Source organism: Roseovarius aquimarinus (genome assembly GCF_043661195.1).
Classification (GTDB): Bacteria; Pseudomonadota; Alphaproteobacteria; order Rhodobacterales; family Rhodobacteraceae; genus Roseovarius; species Roseovarius aquimarinus.
Genome location: NZ_JBIHMM010000001.1, coordinates 994,072 through 1,015,622 on the forward strand (window position 1 = coordinate 994,072; position 21,551 = coordinate 1,015,622).

The following is a 21,551-nucleotide window of genomic DNA, read 5'->3' on the forward strand; positions in this document are numbered from 1 at the left end:
GAAACAAGAGCCGGTGACCCGATGAGCGCAACCGAACCCCAAGGCGACGGCACAGAGCGCAGCGACAACCGGACCGGAACCTTCACCCCGTTCGGACGCGCGATCTTCGACAAGCCTTCTGCCCGCGCGCTCAGCCGCGTCGGCGTCGTCGATGTGGGGTCGAACTCGGTCCGGATGGTCGTCTTCGACGGGGCGGCGCGCAGCCCGGCCTATTTCTTCAACGAAAAGATCATGTGCGGCCTCGGCGCGGGCATGTCGGAAACAGGACGCCTCAATCCCGATGGCCGCCGCCGCGCCCTCGAGGCGCTGCGCCGCTTTGCGCATCTCGCCCGCGCGATGGAGACCGGACCGCTCACCTGCGCCGCCACCGCCGCCGTGCGCGAGGCGATCGACGGCGAGGATTTCCGCCGCGAGGTCGAGGAAGAGACCGGCCTCACGCTCTGGGTCATCGACGGGCGCGAGGAAGCGCGGCTCTCGGCGCAGGGCGTGCTGCTGGGCTGGCCCGGCGCCTACGGCCTCGTATGCGATATCGGCGGCTCCTCTATGGAACTGGCCGAGATCCGGGGCGGCGAGGTCGGGCGGCGCGTCACCTCACAGCTCGGCCCGCTCAAGCTGCGCGACATGAAGGGCGGACGCCGCGCGCGCCGCAAATACATCTCCGAGACCGTGGAGGCGATGACGAAGGAACTCGGCGAGCAGAAGAACCGCCTCTTTCTTGTCGGCGGCTCGTGGCGCGCCATCGCACGGATCGACATGGAGCGGCGCAACTACCCGCTCCACGTCCTGCACGAATACCGCATGCGCGCCGCATCCGTGCGCGATACGCTGTCCTACATCCAGTCCTCCGGCGATCTCGATGCCCTGGCCAAGCGCGCGGGCGTCTCGGTAGCGCGCATGGCCCTTGTCCCGCAAGCCGCCGAGGTGCTGCGCGAGGTGGTGCGCATCTTCAAGCCGCATGACATCGCCGTGTCGAGCTACGGCATCCGCGAGGGCATGCTCTACGAGCAGATGCCCCAGCAATTGCGCGACCGCGATCCGCTGATCGAGGCCTGCCGGTTCAGCGAATCGAAGGATGCGCGCGTGCCGGGCTTCGGCAAGGTGCTCTACCATTTCATCATGCCGCTCTTTCCCAAGGCCAAGCCCGAGCGCGTGCGCCTCATCAAGGCGGCCTGTCTTCTGCATGACGTCAACTGGCGCGCTCACCCCGACTACCGGGCCGACATCTGCTTCGACACCGCGACGCGCGCCAATCTGGGCGGACTCAAGCATGCCGAGCGCGTCTTTCTGGGTCTCGCCCTTCTGCACCGGTATTCGAACTCCACGGGCCACACCCGCTTCGAAGACGTCAGCCGCCTCATCGACGAGCCCTTGCGCCGCGACGCGGAGACCCTCGGCAAAGCGATGCGCTTCGGCGCGATGCTCTGGCTTCAGCGCGAGGCCGATCCGGGCGCCTTGCGCCTCTATCCCAAGAAGAAACTGCTGGAGCTGAGCCTCGCGCCCGAGGCGCTTCCGCTCTTCGGGGAAGTGGCGAAGGCCCGGTTCGAATCGCTCGCCTCGTCGCTCGGATGCAGCACCATCGTCACCGACATGCCGAGCGACGCCTAGATTTCGATCTCGCCCTCGGGCATCGGGGCATCTTCCAGCGGCCCCTCTGGCGCATCCTTCGGCAGAGGCTCCTTTCGGCGGATGATGATATCGCCGTTCGGAAGCTGCTCGGGCGCCTCGTAGACGCTCAGATCCTCGACATCCTTGAGGATCTCGGCGAGGGCCGGCCCCATCTCCTCGGCAAAACCGCGCAGCTGCGGGCCGAATTTCTCGGCCATCTGCCGCAATTCCTCGAGCGCGGGTTCGGTCTGCTGCATCAGCCCCTCGAAGAGCATGCGTGCGCCCTCCTCGATCAGCGACGCGCCCTCGTCGGGCGCCTCGGCCTCCTGCGCGGAGGCGGGCAAGGCAAGAAGGGCCATGAGGGCAAGGGAGGCGAAGCTCTGTCTCATGACCTTCAATATAGCATTCCGCGCGCCTGTTTTCAGCCCCGTTCGGCGCGGATCCGCTCCCATGCGCGGTTCACATCCACCATGCGCTTCTCGGCAAGGCGCATCGCCTCGACGGGCACGCCCCGCGCGACCATCCGGTCAGGGTGCGAGGCGCGCACCATCTCACGGTAGCGCGTGCGAAGCGTGTCCATGTCGTCCTCGGGCGAGGCCCCCAGCACGGTGTAGGGATCGGGCGCCGCATCGGGTACGAAACGGCAGCGCATCTGCTCGAACTCCCGCTCGGGCAGATCGAAGATCTCGGCCACCCGCTCGAGAAAGCTGTTCTCGTCCGGGTGATATTCGCCATCCGCCATCGCGATGTGGAAAAGCCCTTCGAGAAGATCGCTCAGCGCGCCGGTCTGATCGCCGAACATCGCCTTGATGCGCCGCGCGTATTCCTCGAAGCCGGCCACGTCCTGCCGCGCGAGGTTGAAGACCCGCGCCGCGCCGGCCTCGTCGCCGCGCGCGATCTGGAACACCTCGCGGAAGGCCGACACCTCGCCGCGCGTCACCTGCCCGTCGGCCTTGGCCATCTTGGCCCCCAGCGCGATGACGGCGATGGCGAAGGCCACGCGCCGCTCGGGCGGTGTGCGCAGGCGCTCGAACACGGTGCTCAGCCCCTCGCCATTCGCGAGGGCCGACACGGCCTCGGTGATGCGGCTCCAGAGCGACATCATGCGATCCTACTGCCTTTGCCCGTCAGTGTCAGTGCGGAGCCGCCCGGCGGCGTCGAAAAATCCCGTCACAGGATCTTCTGCATCAGCACGAGATCCATCCAGCGCCCGAACTTGCGCCCGACCTGCGGCAGGCGGCCCGTCTCGACATAACCGAGCGCCCGGTGAAAGGCGATGCCGCGCGCATTCTCTCCGGTGACGCCCGCGACCATGACGTGAATGCCCCGCCCCCGCGCATGATCCTCGAGCGCGGCCATGAGCGCGCGCCCGGCGCCGCGCCCCTGCGCTTCGGGGGCGAGCACGACGGTATGCTCGGCCGAATGCGCGTATCCCGGCCCCTTGCGGAACTGGAACCACGTGGCGAGGCCGATCACATCTCCCGCCTCCTCGGCCACGAGGAACGCGCGGCCCTCCTCTGCGCAGGCCGCCATATCGGCCGCCAGCATCGCCTCGGTTTTCTCGACCGTGGTGAATGTCATCGAGGTTTCGCGGATCTGCGGGTTCCAGAAAGCCATCAGCCGCCCGATATCGCCGGGCGCCGCCGCGCGCACGATCATCCCAGAAACCGGCAGCCGCCGGGCGTGTCGAACTCGGCCCGAAGCGCCGTGCTTCCGGTCTCGAAGACGACGCGCCGATCCGTCAGATGGCCCGCAAGCCGCTCCTCGAGCGCCTGCGCATCGGGGTGCGTGACGATCAGACGCCGCAGCGAGATGCCGTGATCGGGCAAACTGTCGCCCGGATGCGTGCCCGCCTCCCACTGGATGATGGCCGGGTGACACCCCTCGAAGGGCAGCTTGCCGTCCTCCGGCACCGCCATGCGCCATGCAAGATCGCCGCGAGAGAGCGCGACTTCGGGCCCGATATCCGGCAGAGCCGCCCGCGCCGCCGCCAGATCGTCGGTGCGGCAGATCCAGTTGCCGAGGCGCGGCGCGCCGGAGCGGCTGTCGAGGTCGAACCAGCGCGGATGCGCGGGCCGAGGCGCATCCGGATCGACCGCGATCACCTCGAGATAGAGCCCGCCCGCAAGGCCCAGCAGGCGGTTATGCGTTCCAAAATGCGGATGCTGTCCTCCTGGCCCCGCCCGCGTTCCCAGCGCGTCTTCCAGCCACGCGTCCCCCTCTTCCAAAGTCGCGGCGGTGATGGCGAGATGATCGAGTTCAAGCAAGCAATCGGCTCCTGTGGTGGGCGCGTTCGGCTCCGGACCATAAACGCCCCTCCGGGCGAAGTTCAATCCCGCTTGCCGCGCCTTTCGAAGGCCGGTGCGCGCGGCTGGACCGATCCTGAAATTTGGCACGGGAAAGGGCGATTTCCGCCTTGACGGGCGCGCGGCTCTGCCTTAGCCACGCGCCATCGGCGTGGTAGCTCAGGGGTTAGAGCGAACGACTCATAATCGTTAGGTCGGTGGTTCAAATCCACCTCACGCCACCAAACACATCTTGCAGCGCGATGTGGTGATTTCTCGAAAAACAGACGTCAAAAGGCCATCGACCCTGCGCCCGCGGGCGATACACTGCGTTGCGTATCCTCTTCCAATGCGGCAACGCATGACGCGGCAGGGTCTGCCCCGCCGCGCCATTCCGCCGGCTCAAGAGGTCAGGCGCGCGCTTCGCGGATCATCTTCAGGATATCCTGCGCCGCATCGGGAATGTTGGTGCCCGGCCCGAAGATCGCCTTGACCCCCGCCTTCTTAAGAAATTCGTAATCGGCTTGGGGAATCACGCCGCCGCAGATCACGAGGATATCGCCCGCGCCCTGCGCGCGCAGCGCCTCGATCAGCTTGGGCGCGAGATGCTTATGCCCCGCCGCCTGGCTGCTGATTCCGACCACATGCACATCGTTGTCGATGGCGTCCTGCGCCGCCTCCTCGGGCGTCTGGAACAGCGGGCCCACATCGACGTCGAAGCCGATATCGGCGAAGGCCGTCGCGATCACCTTCGCGCCCCGGTCATGGCCGTCCTGACCCATCTTGACCACCAGCATGCGGGGGCGGCGGCCCTCCTCCTCGGCGAAGGCCTCGACCGATTTCTGGATCGCGGCAAAGCCCTCGTCGCCCTCATAGGCGGCGCCGTAGACGCCGGCCAGCGTCTTCACCTCGGCGCGGTGGCGTCCGAATACCTTTTCCATGCTCATCGAGATCTCTCCTACGGTAGCGCGGGCGCGCGCGGCCTCGACCGCCGCCTCCAAGAGGTTGCCGCCGTCACGGGCGCGGCGTTCGAGCTCGGCCAGCGCGGCATCGCAGGCCGACTGGTCGCGGCTGGCGCGGATCCGCTCGAGGCCCTTGATCTGGCTGTCGCGCACCTTGGTATTGTCGATGTCGAGCAGATCGATCGGGTCCTCCTTGTCGCGGCGATATTTGTTGACGCCCACGATCACCTCGGTGCCGCGGTCGATCATCGCCTGCCGCTTGGCCGCCGATTCCTCGATCCGCAGCTTGGGCATGCCCGAGGCCACGGCCTTGGTCATGCCGCCCATCTCCTCGACCTCCTCCATCAGCGCCCAGGCCTTCTCGGCCAGCTCCGCGGTGAGGCTCTCGACATAGTAGCTCCCGGCCAGCGGATCGACGACCGCGCTCACCCCTGTCTCCTCCTGCAGGATCAGCTGGGTATTGCGCGCGATGCGGGCGCTGAACTCGGTCGGGAGCGCCATAGCCTCGTCGAGCGCATTGGTATGGAGCGATTGCGTGCCGCCCAGAACCGCGCTCATCGCCTCGTAGGCGGTGCGGATCACGTTGTTGTAGGGGTCCTGCTCCTGCAGGCTGACGCCGCTCGTCTGGCAATGGGTGCGCAGCATCTTGGAGCGATCGTTCTTGGCGCCGAACTCGGTCATGATGCGGTGCCACAAAAGGCGCGCGGCCCGCAGCTTGGCCGCTTCCATGAAGAAATTCATGCCGATCGCAAAGAAGAAGCTGAGCCGCCCGGCGAACTTGTCGACATCCATGCCCGCCTCGATCGCCGCGCGCACGTATTCGCGCCCGTCGGCCAGCGTATAGGCCAGCTCCTGCACGAGGTTCGCGCCCGCCTCCTGCATGTGATAGCCGGAAATCGAGATCGAGTTGAATTTCGGCATGTTCTCGGAGGTGTATTCGATGATGTCCGAAATGATCCGCATGCTGGGCTGGGGCGGATAGACATAGGTATTCCGCACCATGAACTCCTTGAGAATGTCGTTTTGAATGGTGCCGGACAGCACCGACTTGTCGTGCCCCTGTTCCTCACCCGCGACGATAAAACTGGCGAGGATCGGGATCACCGCGCCGTTCATCGTCATGCTGACGCTCACCTGATCGAGCGGGATCTGGTCGAAGAGGATCTTCATGTCCTCGACCGAGTCGATGGCGACGCCCGCCTTGCCCACATCGCCCTCGACGCGCGGATGATCGCTGTCATAGCCGCGATGCGTCGCCAGATCGAAGGCGACCGAGACGCCCTGCTGCCCCGCCGCGAGGTTGCGCCGGTAGAAGGCATTCGATTCCTCGGCCGTCGAGAACCCCGCATATTGCCGGATCGTCCAGCGACGGCCGGCATACATCGTCGCCTTGACGCCGCGCGTGAAGGGGGCGGCGCCGGGAATGCCGCCCATATGCTCGAGCCCCTCCGTATCCTCCGCCGTATAAAGCGGCTTCACGTCGATTCCCTCGATCGTATGCCAGGTGAGGTCCTCCACGGACCTGCCCTTCAGCTCAGCCTCGGCCAGCTTGCGCCAATCGTCTCGCACCTTCTTGGTCATGGGGTCGTCCTCTTGTCTGGTCCGGGCCGGCGGGTCTCGTGCCCGCCTCGGGTTTGCCCGGCTCTTCCATCAATGTCGCCAAGCCGCCCGCTCCCGCGCGCAGCCAAAAGAGATCGTCGGCATAAGCCTCGCTCAGCGCGGCGCGCTCTTCGCGCGAGAAGGGCTGCCATCGGCCCTCCCCCTGCGGCAGGGCGCGCGGATCGCCGCCCCGCTCGTGCAGAAGGCGCCTGAGCATGGCGAGGTCCGGTGCCCGGTTCAGCCATTCGCGGGCATGCGCAAGCGGCGCGTCGCCCTGCCCCGTCATCGCCGTGAGCCGCGCTTCGGGGCGCGCGGCGAAGCTCTCGTGCGGCATCACCATCACCTCGGCCGAGGGAACGGCGCAGGCCAGATCGGTGATCACGTCGCGCCAGCCGCGCGGCGATGTCGCGATGCGCGCCAGATGCGCGGACCTCGGCAAGCGCGCGCCGCGCGCCACCGCATAGGCGATACACGAGGGCCACCAAGCATCCTGCGCGCGGATAGACAGAACCACCCGGCTGACGCGCCCGCCGAAGGCCGCATCGTAGCGCGCCATGCGCTCGCCCATCGCGGCATAGAGCCTGCCGTCCCGCAACGTGCCGCGCGGCGAGCCGATCATGTTTTCGTCCGATACGATGAGCTGCCGGATGCCCGCCGCCTCCGCGTCGTGCAGCGCGAGCGCGATCCGCCCCGCCGCCCGTGCCACCTGCTTCGATGCGCCCGGAAGGCCGGGCCGGGGCAGCACCCCTTCCATCAGACCGTCCCGCGTGCGCGGCGGCCCCCAGACGCCGATCCCCATCGCGGCGAGGCGCGCGCCGTTCTTGCGCAGGTAGTGCTGAAAGCTGGTCGAGGCTGTGCGATGCGCCCCGAGATGCAGGATGATCTCCATGAAATGGCCCGTCCTTGAGAGCGGCGCCGCGCCGGAATGGGCGGCGTCCGGATAGGCCTTCGGTGCTAGGGGCGAATGCTGAGCATGCGATTAACGCGAAAATTTGCGCCAAAGGTGTCATTTTGCGCATCGCAATCGGCGCATCGCCGCTTATATCATAGCCGACAGGAGAGCCGATGAAACCGATATTACCCTTTGTTATCGCTGGCCTATTGGCCGCTCCGCTGGCCGCACAGGACAGCGCCGACACCGCGTCGATCCCCGCCCCCGACAGCATCGTCATCGAGGGCAACGATGTGGATTTGAAACAATTCAAGTGGGAAAAAAGGCCCCTCGTGGTCTTCGCCGACAGTCCGAGCGATCCGCAATTCATCCGCCAGATGGAGCTTCTGACGAACGAATTGCCCGCCCTGATCGAGCGCGACGTGGTCATCCTCACCGATACCGACCCCGAGGCGCAGAGCGCGCTGCGCAAGCAGTTGCGCCCGCGCGGCTTCATGCTCGCGCTCGTGGTCAAGGACGGCACGATATACCTGCGCAAACCCGTGCCGTGGGACGTGCGCGAGATCAGCCGCACCATCGACAAGCTGCCCATGCGCGAGCAGGAGATCGAGGAGCGGCGCGGACTGCCCGACTGACCGCGGGATCTGGTCAAGGCGCGCGGCATCATTCGGCCCCCATCGCGGCGATGACGAGGCCGGCATCGCCATCCATGAGCGCGAGCATCCCGGCCTCGCGCCCCACCATCAGAACCGCGCGCGGCGCACGAAGTGCGGCGGCGAATGCGGCGCTCGTCTCGGCGCTCATGCAGGGCCGCGCCTCGAGCCCGGCAAGGCGCATGCGCATGCCGGATGCCCTGTCGACCTCGATCAACGCGGCTATGGCGGCCTCCGGGCTGAGGCGGATATCGTCGATCGCGACGGCGCCTTGCGTGCGGAGCACCATCGCCGCCTCGCGCGCATCTGCCGCCACGCGCATGCGGGACGCGATGCGCGTATCGACCAGCCGGAAGAGCCCCGCGGCACAATCCCGGCCTGCCGAAAAGGCGAGCGTCTCGCCGATGGGCGCCCAGCCTTCCAGCACCTCCCGCATCTCGGCCTCGCTGCTGCGCTTGCACGCCGCAAGCGTCAGCGCGGCGAGGCACCAGATCAGCATGAGCCGGGAATATGGCGCGACACGCGGCATGATGCGTCAGTCGAACTCCATGATGACTTCATCCACGGCGAGGCTGTCCCCGGGACCCGCATTGATGACCGACACGGTGCCGCGCCGCTCGGCGCGCAGGATGTTCTCCATCTTCATCGCCTCGATCGTGCAGAGCGCCTGCCCCTCCTGCACCTCGTCGCCCACCTCGACATTCATCTTCACAACGAGGCCCGGCATCGGGCAGAGCAGCATCTTGGACCTGTCGGGCGGCTGCTTCTCGGGCATCATTGCCGCCAATTCGGCCTGACGCGGAGTGCGCACGTGCACCTTCAGATCCGCGCCCCGGCACCGGATGCGGAAGCCGCCCGAAATCTTGCCGACCTTGAGCAGCAGCGGCGCGCCCTCCACGTCGATCCGCGCGAGCGCATCGCCCGGCGTCCAGTCGCTGGTGATCTCGACGCTCGCGCCATCCGCGAAATGCACCGTGGCGCCGCCCGGACGCGCGGCGACGCGCAGATCGAAGCTCTGGCCCTGAAGCGCGACGTTCCAATCATCGCCCACCTTGCGCTCGTGATTGTCCATCCGGCCCGAGATGCGCGTGCGGCGGATCTCTGCGACACGGTGCATCGCGGCGCAGGAGGCCGCCACGCGCCGCAACATCTCGTCGCCCAGCACCGCCCCCTCGAAGCCCTCGGGATATTCCTCGGCGATAAAGGCCGTCGTGATATCGCCCGACACGAACTTGGGGTGATCCATGACCGCACTGAGGAAGGGCAGGTTATGCCCGATCCCCTCGACCTCGAACGCGTCGAGCGCCACGCGCATGCCCTCGATCGCGGCCATGCGGTCCGGACCCCAGGTGCAGAGCTTGGCGATCATGGGGTCGTAGTACATCGAAATCTCGCCGCCCTCGTAGACGCCGGTATCGTTGCGCACCGTCGCGCCCTCGACCGCCAGTTCGGCGGGCGGGCGATAGCGTGTCAGCCGTCCGATGGAGGGCAGGAAGTTGCGATAGGGATCCTCGGCATAAAGGCGGCACTCCATCGCCCAGCCGTTCAGCTTGACGTCGTCCTGGCCGATGCTCAGCGCCTCGCCATTGGCCACGCGGATCATCTGCTCGACAAGATCGACGCCGGTGATGAGCTCGGTCACTGGATGCTCGACCTGAAGGCGCGTGTTCATCTCGAGGAAGTAGAAATTCCGTTCGCCATCGACGATGAATTCGACCGTGCCCGCGCTGGTGTAGTCCACCGCCTGCGCCAGCGCGACGGCCTGTTTGCCCATCGCGGCGCGCGTCTCCTCGTCCAGAAACGGGCTCGGCGCCTCCTCGATGACCTTCTGGTTCCGGCGCTGGATCGAGCATTCCCGCTCGCCCAGATAGATGCCGTTGCCATGCCCATCGCACAGCACCTGAATCTCGATATGGCGCGGCTGGGTCACGAATTTCTCGATGAAGATCCGATCATCGCCAAAGCTCGACTTCGCCTCGTTCTTGGAGGACTGGAAGCCGTCGCGTGCCTCCTCGTCGTTCCAGGCGATGCGCATGCCCTTGCCGCCGCCGCCCGCGCTCGCCTTGATCATCACCGGATAGCCGATCTCGTTCGAGATCTTGACCGCCTCCTCGGCATCCTCGATGAGGCCCATGTAGCCGGGCACGGTGCTCACCCCCGCCTCCTGCGCGAGCTTCTTGGAGGTGATCTTGTCACCCATTGCCTCGATCGCGCCCTTGGGCGGACCGATGAAGGCGACGCCCGCCGCCTCGAGGGCCTCGGCGAACTTGGCGTTCTCGCTGAGGAAGCCATAGCCGGGATGCACCGCTTCGGCGCCCGTATCCTTGATCGCCTTCATGACCTTGTCGATGACGATGTAGCTTTCGCTCGCCGGGGCCGGGCCGATATGCACCGCCTCATCGGCCATGCGCACATGCAGGGCGTTGCGGTCCGCGTCCGAATAGATGGCAACGGTCTGGATGCCCATGGCGCGCGCCGTCTTGATGACGCGGCAGGCGATCTCGCCCCGGTTTGCGATCAGGATCTTCTTGAACATGGCCGTGTCCCTTGTGATTTGGTCTTGAAACGGAAAAGACCACCCGCACCCCGTGGCACGGATGGTCTTGGACAGAATGAAATCAGATGACCGCGCGCAGCGCGCGTGTCAGTTGCAGCGATCCGGGAAGGTCTGGCAGAAGGCGACATTGCCGGCCGCGCCGACGACGGCGCCGGCCGCGAGATTGCCATCGAGGATCGCCGAGGCGCCGAGCCCGCCGACACCGCCGATCGCCGCCTGTTCGACGACGGTATCGCCGCAGGCCACCAGCGCGCTGAGCGCGATGATGACGAATACAGCCTTGGGTTGTTTCCTGATTGCTCCGAGCATGGGTCTCCGCCTCTTGTTATATGTGCGTCACGCGCACCATATCCTGAGGCCAAAAAAGCCCGCCCGTCAAAGTCATGCAGCCCAACGAAGCGCATTTGCGCGAGATACCGCCGACCAATGCAAGCTCCTGATTCACCGAAAAAAAAGAGCGACGCTCGCGTTGCCGCGCAGCGTCGCCCATCAGGGGAAGGGTAACGGTGTGGACAGGGTGCCCCGGACCCTTGGGGGAGGTCCGCCACTACTTCATCATTGGTGCCATCGCTGCGCGCTTCGGCCAAGTTATTTTGAGCGGCGACACAATTATCGGCTGTATTCCGCGCAGATCGCGAAATCGTAAGCAAATTCATGCCGCCCGCCGAAATGGATGCCGCTGCCGCCATCATGCCTCCCACTCATCCTCGTCGAAAGCCGCCGGGAAGGCGCGGCGCGCCGCCGCGACATCGAGCACGAGCACCGCCTCGTAATCGGTCGGATCGAACGGATCGGAGACCGGCAGCACCTCGCGCCCGAAGAGCCACGAGAGCCGCCCCGCATCGAGATTGCCGCGCTCGAAGGGCTCGTCGCCGAAACACATCCAGAGCGCCCGCACAAAGGCCGTATCCGCGCGCCGGTCGGGCGCGCGCCGGTCGGCATAGCGCTCGCGCCGGATGATGGGCGTGGCGCCCTTGGGATTGGCGCGGCGAATGGTGAATTGGTAATCGGAAGACGGCAATCTGCCGGGAAACCCGCGATGCTTGATCATGCCAGGCCCTCCGATGACGGGGCGAGGCGCGATGCGGGCGTCAGGATCGAGGCAGGCCCGTGGGCCTGCCTCGTTGGCGTAATCCGGGTGTCCGGATTACATCTTGCCGTATTTGCCGGTCGGTGCGGGCTCCATGGTGATGGGCTCGGGCTCGACAACGACAAAGTCATCTTCGGGGGCCTGCTGGCAGGCCGAAACTGCGACGACCAGGCCGAGGGCCATAAGGCTCTTGAGTGCATTCGACATTGAAATCTCCTGTAGTTAGTGGATGGCGAAACCGGGCATGCGCACGCGCCCCGCCGTATCTTCGAGGTGAGGACTGCTTGGGTGCAATCCCGTGTGAGGATAGTGCAATTTCGGCAAAAGCGATACAAGGCCGAGCGAATGCGGCGATCCTGTGTCTTCAAAGCCTCACAAGGCTGTGAAGGTGAAATGTACCGCGCAAGATATTGTGTACGCATCAAAAAGCCTCCCAGATGCAGCTATCGCCGTCGAGGGTGAAGGCTTCGAAGCTTTGCCTGACACTGGTGTCGAGCACGCCGAAATCCGCCGGACGGTCGGCGATCGACACGATCACGCGCTTGGAGCCGGCCTCGCCCTCACCCGGGCTGACCGCGCCGCTTTCGCACAGAAACGTCATGTCATCCAGAAGCGTTTCGGGCTCGACGCTCAGCGGATCGAACCCGTCCGAGACATAGCGAAGCCGCATCTCCGCCGTGCCGGCGCCGATCGTCTCGTAAAGCGTGACCTCTGCGCCCGAAGGCAACACGACCTCGTCGGCCATTGCCGGAGCGGAAACGAGCGCGGCCAGCGCCGCGAAAGCCGCCGTCAGTGGGCGCGCAGCGCTTCGATCAGCTCGTCCTTGTCCATGTCCGAGCGGCCATCGATGCCGATCTCCTGCGCCCGCTCGTAGAGCGCATCCTTGCTCCACTCCTCGTAGGGCGGCGCCTTGCCACCTTTCCTGGAGGGACTCATGTCGTCGTTCGCCTTGGCATTGGCGATGCGCGCCGCCTTCTCCTTCGAGGCACCCTGATCGCGCAGCGCTTCGTAGGTATCGGCATCCTTGATGCTGTTTCCATTGTTCGACTTGGCCATGACATGCCTCCTTTGCGCCGAAAAACGCGCGCGGCATCCGCGCGGTTCCCGGCCCCGGCCGTTCGGCCCGATATGTGATGTCTGCCTTCACAAGCGCCCTGCCCTGCGGCCCTACAGCGGAATGTTATCGTGCTTCTTCCACGGCATCGGTGCCTTCTTGCCCCGCAGCGAGGCGAAGGCGCGCGCGACGCGCTTGCGCGTGGAATGGGGCATGATGACCTCATCGACGAAACCGCGCTCGGCGGCGACGAAGGGACTGGCGAAGCGGTCCTCGTAATCCTTGGCATGGGCCGCCAGCTTCTCGGGGTTGTCACGGTCGGCGCGGTGGATGATCTCCGTCGCGCCCTTGGCTCCCATCACCGCGATCTCGGAGGTAGGCCAGGCATAGTTGAAATCGCCGCGCAGATGCTTTGACGACATCACCACGTAAGCGCCGCCATAGGCCTTGCGCGTGATGACCGTGACCTTCGGAACCGTCGCCTCGCCATAGGCGAAGAGCAGCTTGGCCCCGTGCTTGATGACGCCGTTATACTCCTGCGTCACGCCCGGCAGGAAGCCGGGCACGTCCACGAGCGTCAGAAGCGGGATCTCGAAGCAGTCGCAGAAGCGCACGAACCGCGCGGCCTTGCGGCTGCTGTCGATATCGAGGCATCCGGCCAGCACCATCGGCTGGTTCGCCACGACGCCCACCGTCTGCCCTTCGATCCGGATGAAGCCGGTGATCATGTTCTTGGCGAATTCTTCCTGAATCTCGTAGAAATCGCCTTCATCGGCGATTTTCAGAATCAACTCCTTCATGTCGTAGGGCATGTTGGGATTGTCGGGGATCAGCGTGTCGAGACTGTCCTCGATCCGGCCCGGATCGTCGAAGAAGGGCCGCACCGGGGGCTTCTCGCGGTTGGACGAGGGCAAGAAGTCGATCAGGCGGCGCACCTCGGCGAGTGCCTCCACATCGTTCTCGAAGGCCGCGTCGGCGACCGAGGACTTGCGCGTATGCGTGGTGGCGCCGCCGAGTTCCTCGGCCGTTACCTGCTCGTTCGTGACGGTCTTGACCACATCGGGGCCGGTCACGAACATGTAGCTCGAATCCTTCACCATGAAGATGAAATCCGTCATCGCGGGGCTGTAGACCGCGCCGCCCGCGCAGGGGCCCATGATCACGCTGATCTGCGGGACGACCCCCGAAGCGGTGATGTTGCGCTGGAAGACCTCGCCATAGCCCGCGAGGCTGTCCACGCCCTCCTGGATGCGCGCGCCGCCCGAGTCGTTGATCCCGATCACCGGGGCGCCGTTCTGCACCGCCATGTCCATGATCTTGCAGATCTTCTTGGCGTGCGTCTCAGACACCGAGCCGCCCAGCACCGTGAAATCCTGACTGAAGAGATAGACCAGACGGCCATTGATCGTGCCCCAGCCCGTCACGACGCCGTCGCTATAGGGCCGCTCTTTCTCCATGCCGAATTCGGTGCAGCGATGGGCGACGAACATGTCGAATTCCTCGAAGCTGCCCTCGTCGAGCAGCAGTTCGACCCGCTCGCGTGCCGTCAGCTTGCCCTTGGCGTGCTGCGCGTCGACACGCGCCTGCCCGCCCCCCATGCGCGCCACGGCGCGGCGATCCTCGAGTTCCTGCAAGATGTCCTTCATGGCGCCCTCCCCGGAGATATCAGGCCCGTCGGGCCGTTTGGCCGCAGGCTATACCGGATGAAGGCCGCCGCGACAGAAAAATTCGGCAAATTTGCAAATCAAGCCAATGGTCCGCGATGCAATTTGCAAAGCTGCATATCCTGCCGGGCGCAGATGGACTCTCCCCTCCGGCGCACCTAGCCATATCGCATGGCCACACTTCCCCGCTCTGAATTTCTGAACCGCAAGACGCCGCCGCATATCTCGACGCTGATCCTGATGACCGGCCTTTCGGCGCTGGCGATGAACATCTTTCTGCCCTCACTGCCCAACATGGCCACCTATTTCGATGCGCCATACCGGCTGATGCAGCTTTCGGTGGCGCTCTACCTCGCCGTCAACGCGGTCCTTCAAATCCTGATCGGCCCCATCTCGGACAAGCTGGGCCGCCGTCCCGTGATCCTCGGCGGCATGGCGGTCTTCATCCTCGCCAGCATCGGCTGCGCACTGTCGCAAAGCGCGCTGGTGTTTCTCACCTTCCGCATGATCCAGGCGGGCATCGTGGTGGCCATGGTCCTCAGCCGGGCGGTGGTGCGCGACATGGTCCCGCAGGCCCGCGCAGCGAGCATGATCGGCTATGTGACGATGGGCATGGCCATCGTGCCGATGGTCGGCCCCGTCTTCGGCGGCATGCTCGAGGAAGCCTTCGGCTGGCAGGCGAATTTCTGGGTTCTGACCATCGCGGGGCTGCTGATCTTCGCGCTGACATGGGCGGATCTGGGCGAGACGGCAGGACGCAGTGGCCTCACCTTCCGCCAGCAGTTCAGCGAATATCCCATCCTTTTCCGCTCCTTGCGCTTCTGGGGCTATGCAGGCGCGGCGGCTCTGTCGTCGGGCGCGTTCTTCGCCTATCTGGGCGGCGCGCCTTATGTGGGCGATCATGTCTTCGGCCTCGCGCCGCAGGAACTCGGCCTCTATTTCGGCGCGCCAGCAGTGGGGTATTTCGCGGGCAATTTCCTCTCGGGGCGCTATTCGGTCGAGATCGGGGTCAACCGCATGGTCTATTGGGGCACCTTGGCCAACATGGCGGGCATCGCTCTCAACCTCGCGCTTTTCTATCTGGGCCTCGGATCGGCGCTCAGCTTCTTCGGGCTGATGGTTCTCATGGGTCTCGGCAACGGCATGACCATCCCGAACGCGACGGCGGGCGCGCTTTCGGTCCGTCCCGACCTCGCGGGCACGGCGAGCGGACTTGCGGGCGCGATGATGATCGGCGGCGGCGCGGCGCTCTCGGCGCTGGCGGGCGCCTGGCTCACACCGCAATCGGGGGCCTTCCCGCTCCTCTGGATCATGCTGGCGACGGCGATCGGCGCCGTCGCGACGATCCTTCTGGTCATGCGCCGCGAGGCGAGGCTTGCGCGCGCGGGTTTGCAAACATAATCTGCGCGCATAGCTAAGCTGCAAACGAGGCGCGCATGGCCACTCGCAAACTCTATGCCGGCGCCAAGCTGCGCGAGACGCGCCAGCGCATCGACCTGACGCAGAAGGACTTCGCCGCGCGGCTCGGCGTGTCGCTGCCCTATCTGAATCAGATGGAAAACAACAACCGCCCGGTCAGCACGACCGTGGTGCTCGCGCTCGCGCAGGAATTCGGCTTCGATGTGACCGAGCTCGGCTCGGGCGAGGCCGAGCGCATGACCGGCGATATCCGCGAGGCGCTGGCCGATCCGATCTTTTCCGAACCACCCGGGCTTGCGGATTTGCGACTTGTGGCCTCGAACGCGCCCGGCTTCGCCCGCGCCTTCCTCGATCTGCACGCGGCCTATCGCCAGACGCATGAGCGCCTTGCATCATTGGACGAGGCCTTGGGTGCGGAAGGCGCCCACACGCAGCAAAGCCCGTGGACCGAGGTGCGCGACTTCTTTCACTATTGCGACAATTATCTCGATGCGGTCGACCGCGCCGCCGAACGGGCCGCCGCCGCCATGAGCGGCCCCGAAGGCGCCGCCGAGGCGCTCGCCCGCGCGGGGATCGAGCTGCGCGACAGCGACGAAGGCCCGCTCCGGCGGCTCGACCGGGCCAGTGGGACGCTCCATCTCAGCGCGCGCGCCGCGCCCGAGACGCGGCGCTTCCAGATGTTGCTGCAACTCGCGCTTCTGACGCAGGACAAGCTGCTCGAGGCGACGCTCGATCTTGCGCGGTTCCAGTCGGGCGAGGCGCGCGCCATCGCCAAGATCGGCCTCGCCAATTATTTCGCCGGCGCCGCGATGATGCCCTACACCGCGTTTCTCGCCGCCGCGCGCGACTGCCGGCACGATCTGGAAATCCTCGCGCATCGCTTCGGCGCCTCGATCGAGCAGGTCTGCCACCGGCTCAGCACGCTCCAGCGCCCCGGCGCGAAGGGCATCCCCTTTTTCTTCGTGCGTGTCGATCAGGCCGGCACGATCACCAAGCGGCATTCGGCCACGCGCATGCAATTCGCGCGCTACGGCGGCGCCTGCCCGCTCTGGAACGTGCACCGGGCGTTCGAGACGCCCGGCCGCTTCCTGCGCCAACTCGCCGAGACGCCGGACGGCGTGCGCTATATCAACCTCGCGCGGGACGTCTCGAAACCGGGCGGGCATTTCGGCGCGCCGGTGCGGCGCTTCGCAATCGCATTGGGCTGCGAGGTGAAGCATGCGGCATCGCTCGTCTATGCCGACGGGCTCGACCTCGAGAGTCCTGCGGCCTTCGAGCCCATCGGCATCTCCTGCCGCATCTGCGAGCGCACGAATTGCCATCAGCGCTCAATCCCGCCGCTCGAGCGGCGCCTGACCATCCGGCCAGACGCGCGCGGCATTCTTCCCTACGAGGTAGGCTGAGCGTCCTTCACCAGGATCGCGTAGATCTCGTCCTTGAGGGCGGCGCGCTTGCGACGCTCGGCGCTCTCGGCAAGCTCGTCCATCGGAGCGATATTCGTCTCGGCCTTGTGGATCAGGCGATTGACGGCGTCGTACTCCGCCGTGAGCCGCGCGAAATGCGCGTCCTGCTGCTCGAGACGGGCGATCGCCTCGGCCTTGTCGGGGAATTCCGCGGCAAGCTGGTGGGGGACATGGGTCATCTGCTGTGCTCCTTTATTGCAGGCTCGCATGCAGTCTGCGCGGGCGTGACAGCCCGCGCCTTGACCCGGATCAAACGCCCTCACTCGCCGCGTGGATAGCGGGCGTTTTCCTCGACGACATTCAGGTCCATATGATTGCGCATGTAGCGCTCGGAGGCCTTTTTGAGCGGCTGGTAATCCCAAGGGTAATAGCCCCCCTCGCGCAGCGCCTCATAGACGACCCAGCGCCGCGCCTGGCTTTCGCGCACCTGCGCGTCGAACGCCTTCAGATCCCAGCGCGCATCGGCCATGTCGCTGAAATGCTTGACCGTTTCGGCATGCGCCGGATCGGCCGCAAGGTTGGTCCGCTCATGCGGGTCGGCCTCCAGATCGAACAGCTGATCCGGATCGAGGCTGCACCGGTTGAACTTCCACTTGCCCTGCCGAAGCGAGACCAGCGGCGCATAGGAGGCCTCGGCGGCGTATTCCATCGCCACCGGCGCCTCGCGCTGCGCGCCCTGCCCCAGCGGCACGAGGCTCTGGCCCGCGACCCAGGGCGCGACCTCTTCCATCGACACGCCCGCGAGATCGCAAAGCGTCGGACAGATGTCGATATTGCTTACCGGCGTGTCGATGCGCCCCGGCGCCATGCCCGGCGCGGCGATCATCACCGGCACGCGGCTCGAGCCCTCGAAGAAGCTCATCTTGAACCACAGCCCGCGCTCGCCCAGCATGTCACCGTGATCCGACACGAAGAGAATGATCGTGTCCTTGTCCTGCCGCGTGCCCTCGAGCGCCTCCATCACCTCGCCGATCTTGTCGTCGAGATAGGAGATGTTTGCGAAATAGGCGCGGCGCGCACGGCGGATGTGATCCTCGGTGATGTCGTAGCTGCGCCAGTCATTGGCGTCGAAGATGCGTTTGGAATGCGGGTCATGCTCGGCATAGTCCATCGCCGGGACCTCAGGCAGCAGATGCGCGCAATCCTCGTAGAGATCCCAGTATTTGCGGCGCGCCACATAGGGGTCATGCGGGTGGGTGAAGCTGACGGTGAGGCACCAGGGGCGCGTGTCCTTGCCGCGCGCGTAGTCATAGACCTTGCGCGTCGCCTCGTAGGCGACCTCGTCGTCGTATTCCATCTGGTTGGAAATCTCGGCGACGCCCGCGCCGGTGACGCTGCCCATGTTGTGATACCACCATTCGATCCGCTCGCCCGGCTTGCGGTAATCCGGCGTCCAGCCGAAATCGGCGGGATAGATGTCGGTCGTCAGACGCTCCTCGAAGCCGTGCATCTGGTCGGGGCCGACGAAATGCATCTTGCCCGAAAGGCAGGTCTGATAGCCCGCGCGGCGCAGGTGATGCGCATAGGTCGGGATATCGGCGGCGAATTCGGCGGCATTGTCATAGACCTGACTGCGCGACGGCAGCAGACCGGACATGAAGCTGGCGCGCCCCGGCGCGCAGAGGGGGCTGGCGGTGTAGGCGTTGGCGAACCGGGTGGAGCGGGCGGCGAGGCGCTTGAGATTGGGCGCGTGCAACCACTCGGCCGGCCCGTCCGGAAAGAACGTGCCGTTCAGCTGGTCGACCATGAAAATCAGGATGTTGGGGCGGCTCATGCGCTGGCTCCTTGGGGTTGATGGTTCGGGCCCTGGTCCAGCGCCAGGGCCACATAATGCAGCAAGGTTTCGACGGACCGCTGCGAAATATGGGCGTTCGCGCCGATCGCATGGCGGCAGTAGAGACCGTCGATCATCGCCGCGACGCCGCGCGCCAGAATGGCCGCTCGGGCGGGATTGATCTGCCGGAAGGCGTGCAGAAGGTTCGACTCGAGCCGCTTGTGATAAATCGCCAGCAGCCGCGCCGTTTCGGGCGATTTGCGCGCCTGAACATAGAAATTCAGCCATGCGGCGATATGCTCGGGGCGCGTGCTCATTCCGGTGAAGCTGGCGCGGATGATCGCCTCGATCCGCATGCGCGGATCGTGCGCCATCAGCAGCGCGCCGCGCACCTGCGCACCGTATAGGCTGAGAATATGGCGCATCGCGGCGGCGAAGATCTGCTCTTTCGAGCCGAAATAATGATGCGCCAGCCCCGCCGACATGCCCGCGCGGCGTGCGATCTGCGCGACGGTCACGTCGAGCGAGCCCTGCGCGCCGATCTCGTGGATCGTGGCGCTGACCAGGGCGGCGCGGCGGATTGGCTCCATCCCGAGCTTGGGCATCGCATGGCCTCGCGTGTCACTGAATGTTCATCACGGCGCTATTGGTTTTTTATTGACTCGTCAATCAACCACATCAATGCTCTCGCATCATGGCCCGGCGTGCGACCCCATTAGCGGTTGCAAGCTGGGTCCGCTGCGGACTACCTTTCGAAGGCACGCTTCAATCCTGCACCGGCCGCCTTCGCGGCCATGTGCAGGACGCGAGCCTCGCGAGGCCGGGCCCGGTGGGCCAAGGCCGCGCGAACCGACAAGGCACCCCCGCCACCATTGGCGGGACGAGACAACAAGACCTTGGAAAGAAACGACAAAAGGGAAGTTATACATGACGCTCATCACCAATGGCCGCCTCGATCGGCGCGGATTTCTGAAAACCACCGCCGCCGGTGCGATCGCGGCGTCGCTGCCGCTCGGCGGTGCCTACGCCTCGACCCCCAAGAAAGGCGGCCATTTCCGCGTCGGCAAGGGCCATGGCCAGACGACGGACACGCTGAACCCAGGCACGTGGGATAACGGCTACATGCTGGCCATCACCTTCGCCAAGGACGGCCACATCACCGAAGTGCTAGCCGACGGCTCGGTCGGCCCCGAGATCGCCGAAAGCTGGGAAGCCTCAGACGATGCGACCGTGTGGCGCTTCAAGATCCGCAAGGGCGTGACCTATCATTCGGGCAAGGAAGTGACCCCCGAGGACGTCGTCGCCTCGATCAACTTCCACCGCGGCGAGGATGCGGCCTCGGCGGCGACGCCCATCGTCGCGCCGATCCAGGACATCGCCATCGAAGGCGATACCGTGATCTTCACGCTCGACGGCGGCAATGCCGACTTCCCCTTCATTCTCAGCGATTATCACCTACCGGTTCTGCCGGCCAATGGCGAGACCGGCATCGACTGGAAGTCGGGCGATGGCTGCGGCAGCTACAAGCTGACCAACTTCAATCCCGGTGTGTCCTCGACCCTCGAGCGCAACGAGAACCATTGGCGCGACGATGTCGCATGGTTCGACAGCATCGAACTTCTGTCGCTGACCGACCAGAACGCGCGCACCACCGCAATGGTCTCGGGCGATGTGGACAGCATCGACAAGCTCGACCTCAAGACCATCGGCCTTCTGGCGCGCAACCCCGACCTGGACATCTCGTCCATCGCCGGCACCCAGCATTTCACCTTCGCCATGTCCGCCAACCAGGCGCCTTATGACGACAACAACGTGCGCCTCGCGATGAAATACGCGATCAACCGCGAGGAGCTGGTCGAGAAGATCCTCTTCGGCTACGGCTCGGTCGGCAACGACATCCCGATCGGACAGGGCCAGCAATTCTACAACACCGAGCTCGAGCAGAAGACCTACGATCCCGACAAGGCCAAGTTCTACCTCAAGGAAGCGGGCCTCGACTCGCTCGATGTGAGCCTTTCGGCATCCGACGCGGCCTTCGCGGGCGCGGTCGATGCGGCGACGCTCTATCAGAACTCGGCCAAGGACGCGGGCATCAACCTCAAGGTCGTGCGCGAGCCGAATGACGGCTACTGGTCGGACGTGTGGATGAAGAAGCCCTTCACCGCCGTCTACTGGGGCGGTCGCCCGGTGCAGGACCAGATGTTCTCGACCGCCTACACCTGCGGTGCGGACTGGAACGACGGGTTCTGGTGCAACGAGAAATTCGACGCGCTGCTGAAAGAGGCCCGTGCCGAACTCGATCAGGACAAGCGCCGCCAGCAGTATTGGGAGCTTCAGGAGATCGTGAGCACGCAGGGCGCGATCGTCATCCCGATGTTCGCCAACTACGTCTTTGCCTCGTCCAAGAAGATCGGCAAGCCCGAGAATATCGCCTCCAACTGGGATATGGACGGCGAGCGTTGGGCCGAGCGTTGGTGGTTCGCCTGATCCATCGCGCGGGGGCGCTCCGGCGCCCCTGCCCTCACAGCATTTAC

Annotated in this window: 22 protein-coding genes and 1 tRNA gene; 6 read left to right on the forward strand and 17 right to left on the reverse strand. The window is 65.5% G+C overall.

Annotated features, from left to right (window positions below; genetic code table 11):
• Window positions 1-21: 21 nt before the first annotated feature.
• Entirely contained in the window at window positions 22-1,605 is a 1,584-nt protein-coding gene (locus ACGRVM_RS04695; RefSeq protein WP_377168191.1) for a Ppx/GppA family phosphatase, read from the forward strand.
• Here the strand turns inward: ACGRVM_RS04695 and ACGRVM_RS04700 are convergent.
• The 4 genes from ACGRVM_RS04700 to ACGRVM_RS04715 form a co-directional block, all read right to left on the reverse strand.
• The gene (locus ACGRVM_RS04700; RefSeq protein WP_377168189.1) at window positions 1,602-1,964 is read right to left on the reverse strand and encodes a hypothetical protein; all 363 of its coding nucleotides are present in this window, start codon (window positions 1,962-1,964) and stop codon (window positions 1,602-1,604) included. The genes ACGRVM_RS04695 and ACGRVM_RS04700 overlap by 4 nt on opposite strands.
• A gap of 62 nt (window positions 1,965-2,026) precedes the next feature.
• A complete protein-coding gene (locus tag ACGRVM_RS04705) occupies window positions 2,027-2,707 on the reverse strand; it encodes a TerB family tellurite resistance protein (RefSeq protein WP_377168186.1) in 681 nt (226 codons plus the stop codon).
• A gap of 68 nt (window positions 2,708-2,775) precedes the next feature.
• Window positions 2,776-3,264 carry a GNAT family N-acetyltransferase gene (locus ACGRVM_RS04710; RefSeq protein WP_377168184.1) on the reverse strand — a complete coding sequence of 163 codons (489 nt, stop codon included), beginning with the start codon at window positions 3,262-3,264 and terminating at the stop codon, window positions 2,776-2,778.
• Window positions 3,261-3,872, reverse strand: coding sequence for a VOC family protein (locus ACGRVM_RS04715; protein ID WP_377168182.1), 612 nt, complete (start codon window positions 3,870-3,872; stop codon window positions 3,261-3,263). Before ACGRVM_RS04715 ends, ACGRVM_RS04710 begins: the two co-directional genes overlap by 4 nt.
• Before the next feature lie 187 nt (window positions 3,873-4,059).
• Between ACGRVM_RS04715 and ACGRVM_RS04720 the strand changes: the two genes are divergently transcribed.
• Window positions 4,060-4,135: transfer RNA gene (locus ACGRVM_RS04720), tRNA-Met, on the forward strand.
• 165 nt (window positions 4,136-4,300) lie between these two features.
• On the opposite strand, the gene scpA is transcribed toward ACGRVM_RS04720, so the two are convergent.
• The gene (gene scpA / locus ACGRVM_RS04725) at window positions 4,301-6,433 is read right to left on the reverse strand and encodes a methylmalonyl-CoA mutase (RefSeq protein ID WP_377168180.1); all 2,133 of its coding nucleotides are present in this window, start codon (window positions 6,431-6,433) and stop codon (window positions 4,301-4,303) included.
• On the reverse strand, window positions 6,387-7,340 hold the full coding sequence (locus ACGRVM_RS04730) for a hypothetical protein (protein WP_377168178.1): 954 nt from the start codon (window positions 7,338-7,340) through the stop codon (window positions 6,387-6,389). Before ACGRVM_RS04730 ends, scpA begins: the two co-directional genes overlap by 47 nt.
• A 176-nt stretch (window positions 7,341-7,516) precedes the next feature.
• Here ACGRVM_RS04730 and ACGRVM_RS04735 point away from each other — a divergent pair, with 176 nt between their 5' ends.
• Window positions 7,517-7,978: a DUF4174 domain-containing protein gene (locus ACGRVM_RS04735; protein ID WP_377168176.1), complete on the forward strand. Its 462-nt coding sequence runs from the start codon at window positions 7,517-7,519 to the stop codon at window positions 7,976-7,978.
• A gap of 28 nt (window positions 7,979-8,006) precedes the next feature.
• Here ACGRVM_RS04735 and ACGRVM_RS04740 read toward each other — a convergent pair whose 3' ends face one another.
• The 8 genes from ACGRVM_RS04740 to ACGRVM_RS04775 all read right to left on the reverse strand — a co-directional run bounded on the left by ACGRVM_RS04740 (window position 8,007) and on the right by ACGRVM_RS04775 (window position 14,343).
• Window positions 8,007-8,495 (reverse strand): hypothetical protein, encoded by a 489-nt coding sequence (locus tag ACGRVM_RS04740; protein ID WP_377168174.1) that lies wholly within the window; start codon window positions 8,493-8,495, stop codon window positions 8,007-8,009.
• Between the two features lie 36 nt (window positions 8,496-8,531).
• Window positions 8,532-10,532, reverse strand: a complete 2,001-nt coding sequence (locus ACGRVM_RS04745; protein WP_377168172.1) for an acetyl-CoA carboxylase biotin carboxylase subunit — start codon at window positions 10,530-10,532, stop codon at window positions 8,532-8,534.
• Window positions 10,533-10,640: 108 nt separating this feature from the next.
• Window positions 10,641-10,862 carry a hypothetical protein gene (locus tag ACGRVM_RS04750; protein WP_377168170.1) on the reverse strand — a complete coding sequence of 74 codons (222 nt, stop codon included), beginning with the start codon at window positions 10,860-10,862 and terminating at the stop codon, window positions 10,641-10,643.
• 379 nt (window positions 10,863-11,241) lie between these two features.
• Window positions 11,242-11,604 carry a hypothetical protein gene (locus ACGRVM_RS04755; RefSeq protein WP_377168168.1) on the reverse strand — a complete coding sequence of 121 codons (363 nt, stop codon included), beginning with the start codon at window positions 11,602-11,604 and terminating at the stop codon, window positions 11,242-11,244.
• A gap of 96 nt (window positions 11,605-11,700) precedes the next feature.
• On the reverse strand, window positions 11,701-11,850 hold the full coding sequence (locus ACGRVM_RS04760) for a hypothetical protein (protein ID WP_377168166.1): 150 nt from the start codon (window positions 11,848-11,850) through the stop codon (window positions 11,701-11,703).
• Window positions 11,851-12,064: 214 nt separating this feature from the next.
• The gene (locus ACGRVM_RS04765; RefSeq protein WP_377168164.1) at window positions 12,065-12,388 is read right to left on the reverse strand and encodes a DUF6497 family protein; all 324 of its coding nucleotides are present in this window, start codon (window positions 12,386-12,388) and stop codon (window positions 12,065-12,067) included.
• Window positions 12,389-12,432: 44 nt separating this feature from the next.
• Window positions 12,433-12,699 carry a DUF7218 family protein gene (locus ACGRVM_RS04770; RefSeq protein ID WP_377168162.1) on the reverse strand — a complete coding sequence of 89 codons (267 nt, stop codon included), beginning with the start codon at window positions 12,697-12,699 and terminating at the stop codon, window positions 12,433-12,435.
• A 111-nt stretch (window positions 12,700-12,810) separates the two neighbouring features.
• Window positions 12,811-14,343 carry an acyl-CoA carboxylase subunit beta gene (locus ACGRVM_RS04775; protein WP_377168160.1) on the reverse strand — a complete coding sequence of 511 codons (1,533 nt, stop codon included), beginning with the start codon at window positions 14,341-14,343 and terminating at the stop codon, window positions 12,811-12,813.
• A gap of 189 nt (window positions 14,344-14,532) precedes the next feature.
• Between ACGRVM_RS04775 and ACGRVM_RS04780 the strand changes: the two genes are divergently transcribed.
• Both ACGRVM_RS04780 and ACGRVM_RS04785 read left to right on the forward strand, forming a co-directional pair.
• Window positions 14,533-15,762 (forward strand): multidrug effflux MFS transporter, encoded by a 1,230-nt coding sequence (locus ACGRVM_RS04780; protein ID WP_377168158.1) that lies wholly within the window; start codon window positions 14,533-14,535, stop codon window positions 15,760-15,762.
• A gap of 35 nt (window positions 15,763-15,797) precedes the next feature.
• Complete coding sequence (locus tag ACGRVM_RS04785; protein WP_377168156.1) at window positions 15,798-17,183, forward strand: helix-turn-helix domain-containing protein; 1,386 nt, start codon at window positions 15,798-15,800, stop codon at window positions 17,181-17,183.
• On the opposite strand, the gene ACGRVM_RS04790 is transcribed toward ACGRVM_RS04785, so the two are convergent.
• From ACGRVM_RS04790 to betI, 3 genes are all read right to left on the reverse strand, one after another.
• A complete protein-coding gene (locus tag ACGRVM_RS04790; protein WP_377168154.1) occupies window positions 17,168-17,422 on the reverse strand; it encodes a YdcH family protein in 255 nt (84 codons plus the stop codon). The two genes, ACGRVM_RS04785 and ACGRVM_RS04790, sit on opposite strands and share 16 nt — an antisense overlap.
• Window positions 17,423-17,502: 80 nt before the next feature.
• Window positions 17,503-19,017 carry a choline-sulfatase gene (gene betC / locus ACGRVM_RS04795; protein WP_377168152.1) on the reverse strand — a complete coding sequence of 505 codons (1,515 nt, stop codon included), beginning with the start codon at window positions 19,015-19,017 and terminating at the stop codon, window positions 17,503-17,505.
• Window positions 19,014-19,622: a transcriptional regulator BetI gene (gene betI, locus ACGRVM_RS04800; RefSeq protein WP_377168150.1), complete on the reverse strand. Its 609-nt coding sequence runs from the start codon at window positions 19,620-19,622 to the stop codon at window positions 19,014-19,016. Before betI ends, betC begins: the two co-directional genes overlap by 4 nt.
• Window positions 19,623-19,944: 322 nt before the next feature.
• Between betI and ACGRVM_RS04805 the strand changes: the two genes are divergently transcribed.
• The gene (locus ACGRVM_RS04805) at window positions 19,945-21,504 is read left to right on the forward strand and encodes an ABC transporter substrate-binding protein (protein ID WP_377168148.1); all 1,560 of its coding nucleotides are present in this window, start codon (window positions 19,945-19,947) and stop codon (window positions 21,502-21,504) included.
• Window positions 21,505-21,551 lie beyond the last annotated feature (47 nt).